Genomic DNA, 15,838 nt, shown 5'->3' with positions numbered 1-15,838 from the left:
GCCGCCTTTCAGCCGTGGATCGACCTCTCGTCCTACGCTAGTCGCACGAATCGCGCGCAGTGCCCGGCATCCTTCCCGTCTTCGTACGCCGGCCGCGAACGGATGGACAGCGAGGACGGGATGCGAGAAGGGGCGCACGTGACGCTGTTCGATGAGGATGTCGCCGTGGTGCCTGCGCCGCGTCCCCCGGTGTCCCGCCGCACGCGGATCGGGCTGTGGTCGCTAACGATCGCGCTCGTCTCGCTGCTGGTGATGTCGTTCCTCCCCACGGCGTACGTCATCGAGCAGCCGGGGCCGGTCTACGACACCCTCGGCACCGTGACGAACAACGCCGGCGACCAGGTGCCGCTCATCGAGGTGAATGGCGCGCCCACGTATCCGACGACGGGCTCGCTCGACCTGCTCACCGTGCAGGTGGTGGGCAACCGCGAGCGCACGCCGTCGTGGTTCGAGCTCGCGGGCGCGTGGCTCGATCCGTCGCGCGCGATCGTCCCGATCGACGCGATCTTCCCCGCGGGCCAGAGCAGCGAGCAGCGGCAGCAGGAGAGCACGGCCATGATGGTCGACTCGCAGGAGGAGGCGAAGGCCGCCGCCCTCAGCCAGCTCGGCTACCAGATCCCCCAGTCGCTCGCGGTGCAGAGCGTCAGCTCGACGGGGGCCGCGGCCGGCATCCTGCAGGCCGGCGACGACATCCTCGCCGCGAACGGAACCCCCGTCTCGACCGCGGACCAGCTCCGGGCCGCGATTGCCGCGGGTCAGGGAGCGCCGCTCGACCTCACGATCACCCGCGGCGGGCAGACCCAGCACGTCACGATCACCCCCACCGCGGCGACGCAGCCCGACGGGACGACGACGTGGCTCGTCGGGATCACGCTCGGGATCGACTACAAGTTCCCGATCGACGTGACGATCCAGCTCGACAATGTCGGCGGACCCTCGGCCGGCATGATGTTCGCGCTCGGCATCATCGACACGCTGACGCCGGGGGAGCTCACCGGCGGCCACCGGATCGCCGGCACCGGGACGATCACGGCCGATGGCACGGTGGGCCCGATCGGCGGCATCCGGCAGAAGCTCTACGGCGCGAAGGGAGCCGGTGCGGAGTATTTCCTCGCACCCGCGTCCAACTGCAACGAGGTCACCGGACACGTGCCGAGCGGCCTGCGCGTCTTCTCCGTCTCGACGCTCGCCGACTCGCTCACGGCGCTCGACGCGATCCGCACCGGCGGGAACCTCGACGCCCTGCCGACCTGCTAGACACGCGGCCTCCGCGGGGGCGCAGAGTCACGGCCACTCCACAGTACGGATGCCTAGGATGACTAAGTGACTTCGAGCTCAACGCCGACGCCGACCGCCCCCCGTCGTTCCCGGCGTGTGATCGCCATCTCGCTCGTCGTCCTCGCCGCCCTCGTCGTCGGCTTCTTCGTCTTCGCGAACCTCTACACGGACTGGCTCTGGTACGACCAGCTCGGGTACGCCTCGGTGCTCGGCACGCAGTGGGTGGCGCAGGTCGTGATGTTCGTCATCGGCTTCGCGGGGATGGCGATCCCGGTGTGGCTGACGATCTACCTCGCGTACCGCCTGCGCCCGGTGTACGTCCGCCTCAGCTCGCAGCTCGACCGCTATCAGGAGGTCGTCGAGCCGCTGCGGCGCCTCGCGACGTGGGGCATCCCGATCTTCTTCGGCTTCTTCGCCGGCTTCGCGGCGGCCTCGCAGTGGGAGCAGACCGCGCTGTGGCTCAACGGCGTTCAGACGAGCACGATCGACCCGGAGTTCGGGCTCGACACCGGCTTCTACATGTTCGCGCTGCCGTTCTACTCGGCGGTGCTCGGCTTCGCCTCGGCCGTTGTGCTCATCTGCCTCCTCATGACGGTGGTCGTGAGCTATCTCTACGGCTCGGTCCGCGTCGGTCAGCGGGAGCTGCGGATCTCCAAGGCCGCGCGCATCCAGCTCGCGGTGCTGGCGGGCTTCTACCTGTTGCTTCAGGCGGTGAGCCTCTGGCTCGACCGGTTCAAGACCCTGACCACCTCGAACGATCGCATCACGGGCGCCGGCTACACGCAGGTGCACGCCGTGATTCCCGGGCTCACGATCCTCTCGATCGCCGCAGTCCTCGTCGCGATCCTCTTTTTCGTCACGGCCGTCATCGGCCGCTGGCGCTACCCGCTGATCGCGACCGGCCTCCTCGTCGTGACCTCGCTCGTGGTGGGTCTCGTGTACCCCTGGTTCGTCACGACCGTGCAGGTGACGCCCAACCAGCTCGCGCTGCAGGGCCAGTACTACCAGCGCAACATCGACGCGACGAAGGTCGCGTACGGCATCGACGGGCTCGACAAGATCTCCTACGACGCGGCGACCAACGCGCAGGCCGGACAGCTGCGATCGGATGCCGAGACGACGGCGTCGATCCGCATCATGGATCCGGCGATCATCCCGCCCACGGTCAGCCAGCTGCAGCAGTACCGCTCGTACTACCAGTTCCAGGATCCGCTCGACGTCGACCGCTACGACATCAACGGCCAGACCCAGGACGCCGTCGTGTCGGTGCGCGACCTGAACCTCAACGCGCTCGGCAGTGCGGGCTCGTCCTCGTGGCAGAACTCGACCCTCGTCTACACGCACGGTTACGGCCTCGTCGTCGCGAAGGGCAACGAGCGCACCGCCGACGGCGATCCCGTCTTCCTCGAAAGTGGCATCCCCGCCACCGGCTTCCTGTCCACCAACGACTTCGAGCCGCGCGTGTACTTCGGCGAGCACTCCCCGCCGTACTCGATCGTCGGCGCGCCGGCGGGCACGGCGCCGGTCGAGCTCGACTACCCGGCGGGCACGAACGGCGCGACCGAGACGAAGACGACGTTCACCGGCAACGGCGGTCCGAACATCGGTAACTGGTTCAACCGGCTGCTGTATGCGCTGAAGTTCCAGTCCGAGCAGATCCTCTTCTCCGACTACGTCAACCCGGACTCGCAGATCCTCTACGACCGTGACCCGAAGACCCGCGTGCAGAAGGCGGCGCCGTACCTGACGCTCGACAGCGACGCCTATCCGACCGTCGTGGACGGACGCATCGTGTGGGTCGTCGACGGATACACGACGAGCAACGACTACCCGTATTCGTCCTCGGAGAGCATGTCCCAGGCGATCACGGATGCGAACAACACGGATCCGCGCCTCGCCGTGAACAACATCAACTACATCCGCAACTCGGTGAAGGCCACCGTGGACGCGTACGACGGCAAGGTCACGCTCTACGCGTGGGACGACAAGGACCCGGTGCTGCAGGCGTGGGAGAAGATCTACCCCGCCACAGTGAAGCCGTACACCGACATGTCGGCTCAGCTCATGAGCCACGTCCGGTACCCGACCGACCTGTTCAAGGTGCAGCGGTCGATGCTCGGGGTCTATCACGTCGACGACGCGCAGTCGTTCTACCAGCGCGACAACGCGTGGCAGACGCCGCCGGACCCGCAGAACTCCTCGGTCCAGCAGCCGCCGTACTACCTGACGATGCAGATGCCGGGTCAGACCGATCCGACCTACTCGATGTTCACGAGCTTCATCCCGCAGGCGACCGGCACCACCGAGACGCGGAACGTGCTCATGGGGTATCTCGCGGTCGACTCGGATGCCGGCGCCACCGCCGGCGTACGAAGAGACGACTACGGCAAACTGCGGTTGCTGGTGATCACGGCGGATACCACGGTGCCGGGCCCCGGTCAGGTTCAGAACACCTTCAACTCCGATCCGGCCATCTCGTCGCAGATCAACCTGCTCAAACAGGGCCAGTCCCAGGTGCTCAACGGCAACCTCCTGACCGTGCCGGTGGGCGGGGGGCTGCTGTACGTGCAGCCGGTCTACGTGCAGGCCTCCAGTGGCACGCAGCTTCCGCAGCTCCAGCGTGTGCTGGTCGCATTCGGCAAGAACGTCGCGTTCGAGAGCACGCTCAACGACGCGCTCAACAAGTTGTTCGGCGGCAACTCGGGCGCGAACGCGGGCGATCAGCAGGTGGCGCCGGACCAGGGCGGCGCGACGCCGACCCCGAGCCCATCCGTGAGCGCGACCCCGTCGCCCGCGCCGAGCCAGAGCGCGGGATCCGGATCGGGCACGGCCTCGCCCCAGTATCAGGCTGCGCTGCAACAGGCGCAGCAGGCGATGATGGACCGCGATGCCGCGATGAAGGCCGGCGACTGGGCCGCCTACGGCGCGGCGGACCAGCGGCTGAGGGACGCCGTCAACACTCTGATCGCCCTGGGCGGCTGATCCGCTCACGCCGCGAATGCGACGCCGGACGAAGCGGCGTGTCCGCCCGTGACACCGCTGGGCGCGGTGTTACGCGGTCGTTGGCGACCCCTCTGAGCGCGACCTAGCGTCGGTGCGACAACCTCCCCGGTTGCCGCACCGACGAAAGGATCGCCATGCCCATCGACGCCGAGGTCGTCCGCGTCCGCGCCGACGACCCGCGCGCGAGAGCGGTCCTCGCGGACCTCGAACGCGAGTACGACGAGCGCTACGGGGACGCCTGGGGCGAGCCCGCGTCCGCCGAGCTCGACCGCTACCCGATCGAGGAGTTCGCGGCGCCCGACGGGGCGTTCCTCGTGCTCGTCCGTGACGGCGAGGTCGTCGCCGGCGGCGCCTTCCGGCGCTTCGACGCGTCCACGAGCGAGCTGAAGCGGATCTGGACCTCCGCCGCGCACCGGCGGCAGGGCCTGGCCCGGCGGATCGTCGCGGAGCTGGAGCACGAGTCGCGGCGGCTCGGCTACGGGACGGTGTACCTGACGACCGGTCCCGCGCAGCCGGAGGCGCACCGCCTCTACCTCGCGACGGGCTACACGCCCCTGTTCGACGTCGCGCTCACGCCCGAGGAAGTGGTCGTGCACGGCTTCGCCAAGTCGCTCACCGAGGCGCCGCTCGATCGGGAGCGGATCCAGCGCGGACACGACGAGGCCCTCGCCGAGTTCTTCGCCACGCTGCCGGACGGCGGGGCCGGGCTCCGCGCGCCGTCCCCGGCGGAGGTCGCGCGATGACCGCCACCGTGGCCCCGGAGGTCGAGTCGCCGAGCGGCGAGCGCACGGTGCTCTCCGCGCTGCCGCCGGGCATCGACCTCGCGCGGCTCGCGGTGCGGCGGATCGTCCCGGTCCGCCATCCGCTGCGTCTCGTGATCACCGCACTCGTCGTGGTGCTGCTGGTCAACGCGCTCCAGACGCTCTTCACGAACCCGTCGTGGGAATGGCACAAGGTCGGCACGTGGCTCTTCAGCCCGGCGATCTTCAAGGGCCTCCAGCTGACGCTCCTCGCGACCGCCATCAGCGCCGTCGTCAGCTTCGTGGGCGGCATCGTCGTCGCCGTCATGCGCCTGTCGGCGAACCCGGTGCTGCGCGCGATCAGCTGGCTGTACATCTGGGTCTTCCGCTCGGTGCCGCTGATCCTCGTGCTGATCTTCCTGTTCAACCTCGCGAGCCTGTATCCGACGATCGGGATCGGCATCCCGTTCGGCCCGCAGCTCACCGTGCCCACCGTCTCGGCGCTGCCGCCGCTCGCGCTCGGCGTGATCGGCCTCAGCCTGTCGGAGATCGCGTACAGCGCCGAGGTCGTGCGTGCCGGCCTCGTCGCCGTCGACCAGGGGCAGCACGAGGCGGCGAAGGCGCTCGGCATCCCGCAGCGCCGTCAATTCGCGCGGATCATCCTGCCGCAGGCGCTCCGGTCGATCGTGCCGGCGTACGTCAATCAGGTCATCGGCCTGATCAAGGCCAGCTCACTGCTGCTCTATGTGTCGCTGCTCGACCTCTTCGGCGTCGTGCAGAGCCTCAGCAGCACGTACCCGACCGACATCATCCCGCTGCTGGTCGTCGCCACGATCTGGTACCTGATCCTGACGAGCGCGATCTCGATCGTGCAGTTCTACGTGGAGCGCTTCTACGCGCGGGGCGCGTTCCGGGTGCTCCCGCCGACGCCGCTACAGCGCGTCCGCCGGTGGCTGGCGCGTCCGATCGGGGCCCGCCCGTGACCGCCGCGATCGAGATCCACAATGCGACGAAGTCGTACGGCGACCGGCCGGTGCTGCGGGGCGTCGACCTCACGGTCGAGCAGGGGACCGTGACCGTCATCCTCGGTCCGAGCGGATCCGGCAAGTCGACCCTGCTGCGCGCCATCAACCACCTCGAGAAGCTCGACGAGGGGTTCGTCGCCGTCGGCGGGGAGCTGGTGGGAGTCCGACTGCATGGCGACCGGCTCCAGGAGCTCCGCGAGAAGGACATCCTCCGGCAGCGCGCGCGGATCGGCTTCGTGTTCCAGAGCTTCAACCTCTTCCCGCACCTCACGATCCTCGAGAACGTGGTGGAGGCGCCGATCTCGCGCGGCATCCGCCCCGCGGTCGCCCGGGAGACCGCGCGGGCGCTGCTGGAGCGGGTCGGGCTCGCCGACAAGGAGAGCGCATACCCGCGGCAGCTGTCCGGCGGGCAGCAGCAGCGCGTCGCGATCGCGCGGGCGTTGGCCCTCGATCCCGAGGTGATCCTCTTCGACGAGCCCACCTCGGCGCTCGACCCGGAGCTGGTCGGCGAGGTGCTGCAGGTCATCCGGAGCCTCACCGGCAGCGGACGCACGCTCGTGGTCGTCACGCACGAGATCGGGTTCGCGCGCGAGGTCGCCGACCGGATCGTGTTCCTCGACGAAGGGGTCGTCGTCGAGGAGGGCATGCCCGCCGAGGTGCTCGACGCCCCCCAGCATCCCCGCACCCGGAACTTCCTCGGCAAGGTCCTCATCTGAGGCCGGCGTCAATCCCCACCCGCACACAGCAAAGGACGAATCACCATGACACGACCCTCCATCCGAGGTCTCCAGGCGCTCGGCGCCCTCGCGACCGCCGCCGCCCTCACGGTGGGCCTCGCCGGCTGCGCGAGCGGCGGAGCGGCGGCGGAGGCCGCGACCTCCGGCTCCGTCACGATCGGCGCGCACTCCAACGGCGCCGGCACGCAGACCGACATCCCGGTGTCCGTCGTCGACAGCATCCGCAACACGCTCCCGAAGGAGGTCCGGGACAGCGGGACGCTCACGATCGGCGTCGGCGCCCTGCCCGCGGGCTTCCCGCCGCTCGCCTTCGTCGGGGACGACAACGAGACCTTCACAGGCGCCGAGCCCGACCTCGGGCGCCTCGTCGCCGCGGTCCTGGGCCTCAAGCCCGAGATCTCGAACGCGACGTGGGAGAACCTCTTCGTCGGCATCGACACCGGCGCCACGGACGTCGGCTTCTCGAACATCACGGACACGGAGAAGCGGAAGGAGAAGTACGACTTCGCCTCGTACCGCGGCGACAACCTCGGCTTCCAGGTGCTCGCGTCCAACACCTGGGAGTTCGACGGGAACTACGAGAACCTCGCGGGCCTGAAGGTTGAGGTCGGCCGGGGAACGAACCAGGAGAAGATCCTCCTGGAGTGGAAGGCCAAGCTGGAGGCCGAGGGGAAGACGCTCGAGGTCGTGTACTTCCCGGATGAGAACACCGCCACGCTCGCGCTGAACTCCGGCCAGATCGACGCGAAGTTCGACCCGAACCCGGGCATCGCCTATCAAAACCGGATCTCCCAGGGCGGCGCGAACCCGACCCGCACCGCCGGGACGTACTCGGGCGCCGGCGCGACGCTGGACGGCCTGATCGCGGCGACGGTGAAGAAGGACTCCGGGCTCGTCCAGCCGATCGCCGACGCCATCAACTACCTGATCGACAACGGTCAGTACCAGAAGTGGCTGGCGGCGTGGGGGCTGGAGAACGAGGCCGTGAAGAAGTCCCTCGTGAACCCGCCGGGGCTCCCGCTCGACAACAGTTGAACCACGCGAAGCGGGCGCATTTTCGCGACGCCGGATGTCGAAACACGACATGACGCGTCGGAAAGTGTCGCCCGCTTTGCCGTGCACGGCGGCCGCCGGAAAGTCTGTCTGCACGGCGCGTGCCGTCCCGTCGTCCACCCCTCAACGAGAAGAAGAGAGTCGTCGTGATCCGTTACGTCCTGCTGCGACTCGGGCAGGCACTCGTCGTGCTCTGGGCGGCCTACACCGTCTCGTTCATCGTGCTCTACACCCTGCCGGGCGACCCGGTCTCGCTCCTGTCCGGCGGCGACGCGAGCGACGTCACGCCCGCGCAGCTCGACGCGCTCCGCGCCAAGTTCGGTCTCGACCGCCCGCTGATCGTCCAGTACCTCGTGCACCTCGGCGGGGTGCTGACCGGCCACCTCGGCACCTCGATCCAGACCGGGCGACCCGTCACGGCGATCATCGGCGAGGCGATCCCGCCGACGCTCCAGATCGCCGCGCTCGGCTTCGTGTTCGCGATCGTGCTCGGCGCCGGGCTCGCGATCCTCGCGGCCTACACGCGCAGCCGGTGGCTCGGCACGTTGCTCCTGTCCCTCCCGCCGCTGGGCGTCGCGATCCCCACCTTCTGGTTCGGGCTGCTCCTCATCCAGTGGTTCTCGTTCGCGATCCCGCTCTTCCCGGCCACCGGTGACAAGGGCCCGGCGTCGCTCGTGCTCCCGGCGGTGGCGCTCGCCGTCCCGACGGGCGCGATGATCGCGCAGCTCCTGTCGAAGAGCCTCGTCACGACGCTCCGGGAGCCGTACATCGACACCGCGTGGGCGAAGGGGGCGAGCCGGCCGCGCGTCCATCTCGGGCACGCCCTCCGCAACGCCGCGCTTCCCGCGCTGACGGTGACCGGCCTGATCGTCGGCCAGCTGCTCGCGGGGACGGTCGTGGTCGAGACCGTGTTCTCCCGGCCCGGGATCGGGCGCGTCACGGCGACGGCGGTCCAGCAGCAGGACATTCCCGTGGTGCAGGGCGTCGTGCTGTTCGCCGCCAGCGCGTTCGTGCTCGCGAACCTCGCCGTGGACCTCGTGTACCCGCTCCTCGATCCGCGGATCGTGCTGCCGCGCACCTCGCGGCGCGCCCTCCGCGCGGCGGGGCAGCCCGTCGCGGTCGGGGCGGAGGCCCGCGCATGAGCGACACGACCGCCCTCCTGCCGGACAGCGCGCAGCATCCGGCCGACGTCTTCGGCGCGACGGCCCGGAACCGCTTCGACGACGCGGTCGCGGAGCGTCGCGGCACCTCGCCCGTCCGTCGCGGACGGGACGCGCTGGCCTGGGTGGCCCGGCGTCCGACGGCCGCGATTGCGATCCTGTGGCTGCTGCTGATCGTCGTCGCCGCCCTCTGGCCGAGTCTGCTCGCGCCGGGCGACCCGCTCGTCGGGGTGCCGGCCGACAAGCTCCAGCCGCCGTCGCCGCAGCACTGGTTCGGCACCGACCAGCTCGGGCGCGACCTCTACACGCGCGTCGTGCACGGCACGGCGCTCACGCTGTCCGCCGCTGGGGTCGCGGTGCTCGTCGGCCTCGTCGTCGGCTCCCTCGTGGGGCTGTTCAGCGGGTTCTTCGGCGGTCGGGTCGACTCGGTGCTCATGAGGTTCGCGGATGTGCTCCTCGCGATCCCGGCGCTCCTGCTCTCGCTCGCGATCATCACGGCGCTCGGTTTCGGGACGGTCAACGTCGCGATCGCCGTCGGGTTCGCGAGCATCGCGTCGGTCTCCCGGATCATGCGCTCCGAGGTCCTGCGGGTGCGCGGGTCGGCGTACGTGGAGGCGGCGCGCGCGTCCGGGGGCCGATGGAACCGGGTCCTGTTCCGCCACGTGCTCCCGAACTCCACCGGACCGGTCATCGTGCTCGGGATCCTGGAGCTCGGCACCGCGATCCTGGCCGTGTCGGCCCTCAGCTTCCTCGGCTACGGCGCGCCGCCGCCCGCCCCGGAGTGGGGCTCCCTGGTCTCGGCCGGACGCGACTACCTCCGTGGCGCCTGGTGGCTCACGACGATGCCCAGCCTCGTGATCGTGGCGACGGTGCTCGCCGCGAACCGGCTCTCCCGCGTGCTCGACACGGAAGGACGGTCCCACCGATGACCGGCGAGACCCCGCTCCTGGAGATCGACGACCTCGCGGTCTCGTACGCGACCCCGCGCGGGCCCATCGAGGCCGTGCAAGGGGTGGGCCTGAGCGTCCGCCCCGGCGAGACCGTCGCCGTCGTGGGCGAGTCGGGCTCCGGCAAGTCCACGACCGTGCACGCCGTGGTGCGCCTGCTGCCCGCCGCGGCCGCGATCACGCGCGGCCGGATCCGGTTCGGCGGGCGCGACCTCGCGCGCGTGTCGGCGGCGGAGCTCCGTTCCGTCCGCGGGCGCGAGATCGGCTTCATCCCGCAGGACCCGACCGTGAGCCTCAACCCCGTGAAGCGGATCGGCACCCAGGTCGCCGAGGTGCTCCGCATCCACGGGCTCGCCGACCGTCGCAACGCGGCGCGGCGGGCGGTGGAGGCGCTCGAGCGGGCGGGCCTGCCGGATCCGGAGGTGCGCGCGCGGCAGTATCCGCACGAGCTGTCCGGCGGGATGCGCCAGCGCGTGCTGATCGCGATCGCGATCATCGCCGACCCGCCGCTCATCGTCGCCGACGAGCCGACGAGCGCGCTCGACGTCACGGTGCAGCGGCAGATCCTCGACCATCTGGACGCCCTGAAGGCGGAGCGCGGCACGAGCCTGCTGCTCATCACGCACGATCTGGGCGTCGCCGCGGATCGCTCCGACCGGATCGTCGTGATGTCGCAGGGGCGGATCGTGGAGGAGGGCACGCCGGCGCGCGTGCTCGGGGATCCGCAGCATCCGTACACGCGCGAGCTGATCGCCGCGGCGCCGAGCCTCAACGCGGACCGCGGCCCCGTGCGCGTCACCGCCCCGGGACCGGCGTCCCGCGCGGACGGGAGCGAGCGCGTCGCGCTGCGCGTCCAGGACCTCGTGAAGGACTTCGCCCTTCCGCGGGCGACCGGCGGCGGGACGAGCCGCGCCGTCGACGGCGTGAGCTTCTCGATCCCGCGCGGCCGGACGCTCGCGCTCGTCGGCGAGTCGGGGTCGGGGAAGACGACGGCCGCGCGCCTCGCCCTGCGACTCGCGGACCCGACGTCCGGTGCCGTCTTCTTCGACGAAGAGGACGTCACCCAGCTCGCGGGGGAGCGGCTGCGGCAGCTCCGCCGGCGCATGCAGCTGGTGCAGCAGAACCCGTACGCCGCGCTGAACCCGAGGCTCAGCATCGAGGCCATCGTCACCGACCCGCTCGAGGCGTACGGCGTCGGCTCGGCAGCCGACCGTCGCCGGCGCGCCGCCGAGCTCATCGACGTCGTCGCCCTGCCGGCCGCCACGCTCGCCCGCCGCCCCGCGGAGCTGTCCGGCGGGCAGCGGCAGCGCGTGGCGATCGCCCGCGCGCTCGCGATCTCGCCCGAGCTGCTGGTGCTCGACGAGCCCGTGTCGGCGCTCGACGTGTCGATCCAGCACCAGATCCTGACGCTGCTCGGCGACATCCAGCGCGAGTCCGGTCTGAGCTACCTGTTCATCTCGCACGACCTCGCCGTCGTCCGCCAGATCGCGCACACCGTCGCCGTCCTGCGGCGCGGACGCGTCGTCGAGGCGGGAGACGTGTCCGACGTGTTCGACCACCCTTCGCACGAGTACACCCGCACGCTGCTCGAGGCGATCCCCGGCAAAGCCGTCACGACGGCGCCGCCACAGCACCATCCGTCCGTCCCTGTCCCACAAGGAGCATCATGACCATCCGACGCAGCATCTCCCTGGCGGCGATCGCCGTCGCGGGCGCCCTCGCCTTGAGCGCGTGCGCCAGCACCGCGCCCTCGACGAACGCCTCCGCCGCCGCGACCCCCGTGGCCGGCGGCGACCTGACCTTCGCGATCGGGACCGACCCGGTGTCGCTGAACCCGTCGGGCGTCGGCAGCGGCAACAACACCTGGTACGTCACGCGCCAGCTCGTCGACTCGCTGCTGTACCAGAACCCGGACACCGGCGAGCTCCAGCCCTGGCTGGCGACGAGCTACGAGGCGAACGCCGACGCGACGGTGTTCACGTTCCACCTCCGTGAGGGCGTCACCTTCTCGGATGGCACCCCCTTCACGGCCGCCAGCGTCAAGGGCACGTTCGACGACATCGTCGCCGCGGGCGCCGCGTCCGGCATCACGGCGGGCTACATCACCGGGTACGACAAGACGGTCGTCGTCGACGACCACACCGCCGAGGTGCACTTCACGAAGCCGAACGCGGCCTTCCCCAACTCGACCGCGTTCGTGGGCCTCGGCATCGTCGGCGCCGCCACCCTCGCCGTGCCGTTCGACCAGCGCTCCGACGGCAAGGCCGTCGTCGGCACCGGGCCGTTCACGCTCGACAGCTACACGAAGGACGTCTCGACGGTGCTCCGCAAGCGCGCGGACTACGCGTGGGGCCCGGCGGCGCTCGGTAACAGCGGCGCCCCCTACCTCGACTCGGTGACGTTCCAGGTCGTGCCCGAGGCCAGCGTGCGCACCGGGAGCCTCGAGTCGGGTCAGGTCGACGTGATCGCCGGTGTGCAGCCCGCCGACGCGGATGTGCTGGAGGGCGACGGCCACCCGCTGGTCTGGCGCGGCAACCCCGGCCTCAGCTTCGGCCTCGGCTTCAACGAGCAGCGCGTGTCGGATCCGACTGTGCGCGAGGCGATCGCCCGGGGTATCGACTCCGCCCAGGTGCGTGACACGGTGCTGAACGACCGCTTCGCGGTCGGCACCAGCGCCCTCGCGAAGAACACGCCCGGCTGGGCCGACGAGTCCGCCGCGTACGCGTACGACCCGAAGCGCGCGGCGCAGCTGCTGGATGCCGCGGGCTGGGTCGCCGGCGCCGACGGCATCCGGGCGAAGAACGGCCAGCCGCTGTCGCTCAAGCTCACGTGGAGCGCGAACTTCGGGCCGAACCAGACGGCGCTCGAGCTCGTGCAGCAGCAGCTGAAGGCCGTGGGCATCGACGTCCAGCTCGTCCAGACGTCGCTCGCCGACTACATCCAGATCGCCACGAGCGGCGACTTCGACCTGTCGTGGGGGAACCTGTCGCGAGCGGACGGCGACGTGCTGCGCACCAACTTCTCGACCGATGCGACCAACTACGACCGGATCGACGACCCGACGCTCGAAGCCCTGCTGCAGAAGCAGCTCGTCCCCGGCGACACGGCCGCGCGCAATGCGGTCCTCGCCGACGTGCAGGCCCGGATCGCGAGCCAGTACCACTACATCCCGGTCTTCGAGCTGACCAGCATCTTCGGGACGCAGGCGAACGTCCACGGGGTGACGCTCGGGGCCGACTCGCGGCTCAACCCGCTGCTGGCGACCTGGATCCAGCCCGCCAGCTGACGAACGAGGAAAGAGGAGCACCATCATGAGTTCTTCCGAACGACTGCGACTGGGCGTGGCCCTCGACGGCGCCGGATGGCATCCGGCCGCCTGGCGGGAGCCCTCCTCCCGCCCGGGCGAGCTGTTCACGCCGGGCTATTGGACCGATCTCGTGCGGACGGCGGAGGCCGGTCTGCTCGACTTCGCGACGATCGAGGACTCGCTCGCGCTCCAGTCGACGGAGCTCCTCGATCCGGACACCCGCACGGACGAGGTCCGGGGCCGGCTCGACGCGCTGCTGATCGCCGCGCGGGTCGCCCCGGCCACGTCCGGCATCGGCCTGATCCCCACGGTGACGGTCACGCACACGGAGCCGTTCCACGTCTCGACGGGGATCGCGACGCTCGACTACACGGCCGAGGGCCGCGCGGGCTGGCAGGCGAAGATCTCCGGCCGGCGGGACGAGACCCGTCATTTCGGCCGCCGCGAGCACCCGGGCTTCGAGAACGGATACCAGGACCCGAGCGCTCGGGCCTATGTCGCGGAGCTGTTCGACGAGGCCGCCGACGTCGTGGAGGTCGTGCGGCGCCTCTGGGACAGCTGGGAGGACGATGCGGAGATCCGCGACGTCGCGACCGACCGGTTCCTGGATGCCGCGAAGGTGCACCAGGTGGACTTCGTCGGGCGCTGGTTCAGCGTCCGCGGGCCGGCGATCACGCCGCGCCCGCCGCAGGGGCAGCCCGTCGTGGCCGCCCTTGCGCACGCCGAGGTGCCGTACCGCTTCGCGGCCCGGAGCGCGGACCTCGTGTTCGTCACGCCCGGCGACGAGACGCACGCGCGCTCGGTCCTCGCCGAGGTGCGGGCCGCCGAGCGGGCCGTCGCGCGGGAGGAGGAGCCGTTGCAGGTCTTCGCGGACCTGGTCGCGTTCCTCGACCAGCCCGGCGGCGAGCGCGGAGCCGACCGTCTCGCGCGCCTGGACGGGCTCGGCCGCCGGCTCGTGTCCGACACGCGGATCTTCACCGGGTCCGCGTCGGAGCTCGCGGACACGCTCGCGGCTCTCGGCGCGCTCGGCTACGCGGGGGCGCGGCTCCGCCCGGGCGTCGCGACCGACGACCTCCCCGTGATCGCCGCCGAGGTGACGGGGGAGCTGCGCCGGCGCGGCCTCTTCCGCGACGCCTACGAGTCCGACACGCTCCGGGGCCTCCTCGGCCTGCCGGCGCAGGTCCCCAACCGCTACACCGCCGTCCCGGCCGCCTGAGCGCCGAGGAAGAGAGCCCGACATGAGCCGTACCGACCGAAAGCAGATCATCCTCGCCGCGTACGTCGGCGGGGTCAACGAGCACACGCTGTGGGAGGACCCGGACGCGGGCAGCCAGATCGCGTTCTCCACGTTCCGACACGTCGCCCAGACCGCGGAGCGCGGGCGATTCGACTACTTCTTCCTCGCCGAGGGTCTCGCGCTGCGCGCCCGCGGCGGCGAGGTCTTCGACCACGACATCGCCGGCCGTCCCGACACCCTGACGGTGCTGGCCGCGCTCGCCGCCGTCACGGAGCACATCGGTCTCGTCGGCACGCTCAACGCGACGTTCAACGAGCCGTACGAGCTCGCACGTCAGCTCGCGAGCCTCGACCACCTCTCCGGCGGACGGGCCGGCTGGAACGTCGTGACGTCGTTCGACGCGTTCACGGGTGCGAACTTCCGCCGCGGCGGCTTCCTGCCGCACGCGCAGCGCTACGAGCGCGCGGAGGAGACCGTGGCGACGGTGCGCGAGCTGTGGGACACGTGGGCCGAGGACGCGATCCTCGCCGACAAGGCCTCCGGCGTGTTCCTCGCCGACCCCGCCGCCGGGGCGTTCACTCGTCGGAGCGGTCAGTTCGACATCGACGGCCGCTTCACCGTGCCGCGCAGCCCCCAGGGGCGGCCCCTCATCGTGCAGGCCGGGGTCTCGTCGCAGGGCCGGGACTTCGCGGCCGCGAACTCGGATGCGATCTTCTCCCCGTACGACCGGCTGCCGGAGGCGAAGGAGTTCTACGCCGACATCAAGGCGCGCGTCGCGCGGTTCGGGCGCGACCCCGACCACGTCAAGATCCTCCCCGCCGCGAGCTTCGTGCTGGGCGACACGCTGGCCGAGGCGGAGGAGAAGGCCCGCTACGTCAAGGATCAGCAGCTCAGCGACCGCACGATCCTCGTGACGTTCGAGCAGGTCTGGAACCGGGACCTGTCCGGTTACGACATCGATGGGCCGCTGCCCGACGTGGATCCCGACCCCGCGGGTGCGCCGTTCATCCAGGGCCGTGCCTTCATCTACCCGGACCGGCTCGAGACCGTGCGGACGTGGCGCGCTCTCGCCGAGGAGCGGGGGCTCACGCTGCGCGGCCTCGCGCACGAGATCGCGCAGGATGCCGTCTACGTCGGCACGCCCGCGCAGGTCGCCGATCAGCTCGACGCGTTCGTCCAGGAGGACGGCGCGGACGGTGTCGTGATCGGCTCGCATCTCGTCCCCTCGGGGCTGGACGAGTTCGTCGATCACGTGGTGCCGCTCCTGCAGGAGCGCGGATCGCTCCGCACCGACTACGAGGGCACGACCCTCCGCGACAACCTCCGCCTGCCGGTTCCCGTCCGAGCCTGA

General features: G+C 70.8%; 12 protein-coding genes. All 12 read left to right on the top strand.

The window, feature by feature from the left end; all coding sequences use genetic code 11:
- Nucleotides 1-138: 138 nt before the first annotated feature.
- The 12 genes from ABCS02_RS19670 to ABCS02_RS19615 all read left to right on the top strand — a co-directional run bounded on the left by ABCS02_RS19670 (nt 139) and on the right by ABCS02_RS19615 (nt 15,838).
- Nucleotides 139-1,257 carry a S16 family serine protease gene (locus ABCS02_RS19670; protein WP_345837386.1) on the top strand — a complete coding sequence of 373 codons (1,119 nt, stop codon included), beginning with the start codon at nt 139-141 and terminating at the stop codon, nt 1,255-1,257.
- Between the two features lie 66 nt (nt 1,258-1,323).
- Complete coding sequence (locus ABCS02_RS19665; protein WP_345837385.1) at nt 1,324-4,260, top strand: UPF0182 family protein; 2,937 nt, start codon at nt 1,324-1,326, stop codon at nt 4,258-4,260.
- Nucleotides 4,261-4,415: 155 nt separating this feature from the next.
- Nucleotides 4,416-5,024 carry a GNAT family N-acetyltransferase gene (locus ABCS02_RS19660; protein WP_345837384.1) on the top strand — a complete coding sequence of 203 codons (609 nt, stop codon included), beginning with the start codon at nt 4,416-4,418 and terminating at the stop codon, nt 5,022-5,024.
- Complete coding sequence (locus tag ABCS02_RS19655; protein ID WP_345837383.1) at nt 5,021-6,004, top strand: amino acid ABC transporter permease; 984 nt, start codon at nt 5,021-5,023, stop codon at nt 6,002-6,004. Before ABCS02_RS19660 ends, ABCS02_RS19655 begins: the two co-directional genes overlap by 4 nt.
- Nucleotides 6,001-6,762 carry an amino acid ABC transporter ATP-binding protein gene (locus ABCS02_RS19650; RefSeq protein ID WP_345837382.1) on the top strand — a complete coding sequence of 254 codons (762 nt, stop codon included), beginning with the start codon at nt 6,001-6,003 and terminating at the stop codon, nt 6,760-6,762. The genes ABCS02_RS19655 and ABCS02_RS19650 overlap by 4 nt, the downstream gene beginning before the upstream one ends.
- A gap of 45 nt (nt 6,763-6,807) precedes the next feature.
- A complete protein-coding gene (locus tag ABCS02_RS19645; RefSeq protein ID WP_345837381.1) occupies nt 6,808-7,818 on the top strand; it encodes an ABC transporter substrate-binding protein in 1,011 nt (336 codons plus the stop codon).
- A 164-nt stretch (nt 7,819-7,982) separates the two neighbouring features.
- The gene (locus tag ABCS02_RS19640; RefSeq protein WP_345837380.1) at nt 7,983-8,978 is read left to right on the top strand and encodes an ABC transporter permease; all 996 of its coding nucleotides are present in this window, start codon (nt 7,983-7,985) and stop codon (nt 8,976-8,978) included.
- Nucleotides 8,975-9,925 (top strand): ABC transporter permease, encoded by a 951-nt coding sequence (locus ABCS02_RS19635; protein ID WP_345837379.1) that lies wholly within the window; start codon nt 8,975-8,977, stop codon nt 9,923-9,925. The genes ABCS02_RS19640 and ABCS02_RS19635 overlap by 4 nt, the downstream gene beginning before the upstream one ends.
- Nucleotides 9,922-11,613 (top strand): ABC transporter ATP-binding protein, encoded by a 1,692-nt coding sequence (locus ABCS02_RS19630; protein WP_345837378.1) that lies wholly within the window; start codon nt 9,922-9,924, stop codon nt 11,611-11,613. The genes ABCS02_RS19635 and ABCS02_RS19630 overlap by 4 nt, the downstream gene beginning before the upstream one ends.
- Complete coding sequence (locus ABCS02_RS19625) at nt 11,610-13,229, top strand: ABC transporter substrate-binding protein (protein WP_345837377.1); 1,620 nt, start codon at nt 11,610-11,612, stop codon at nt 13,227-13,229. Before ABCS02_RS19630 ends, ABCS02_RS19625 begins: the two co-directional genes overlap by 4 nt.
- 25 nt (nt 13,230-13,254) lie before the next feature.
- Entirely contained in the window at nt 13,255-14,466 is a 1,212-nt protein-coding gene (locus tag ABCS02_RS19620; RefSeq protein ID WP_345837376.1) for an LLM class flavin-dependent oxidoreductase, read from the top strand.
- 22 nt (nt 14,467-14,488) lie between these two features.
- Nucleotides 14,489-15,838: an NtaA/DmoA family FMN-dependent monooxygenase gene (locus ABCS02_RS19615; RefSeq protein ID WP_345837375.1), complete on the top strand. Its 1,350-nt coding sequence runs from the start codon at nt 14,489-14,491 to the stop codon at nt 15,836-15,838.

The organism is Microbacterium sp. X-17 (genome assembly GCF_039615055.1).
This window is presented reverse-complemented; position numbering and strand designations above follow the sequence as displayed.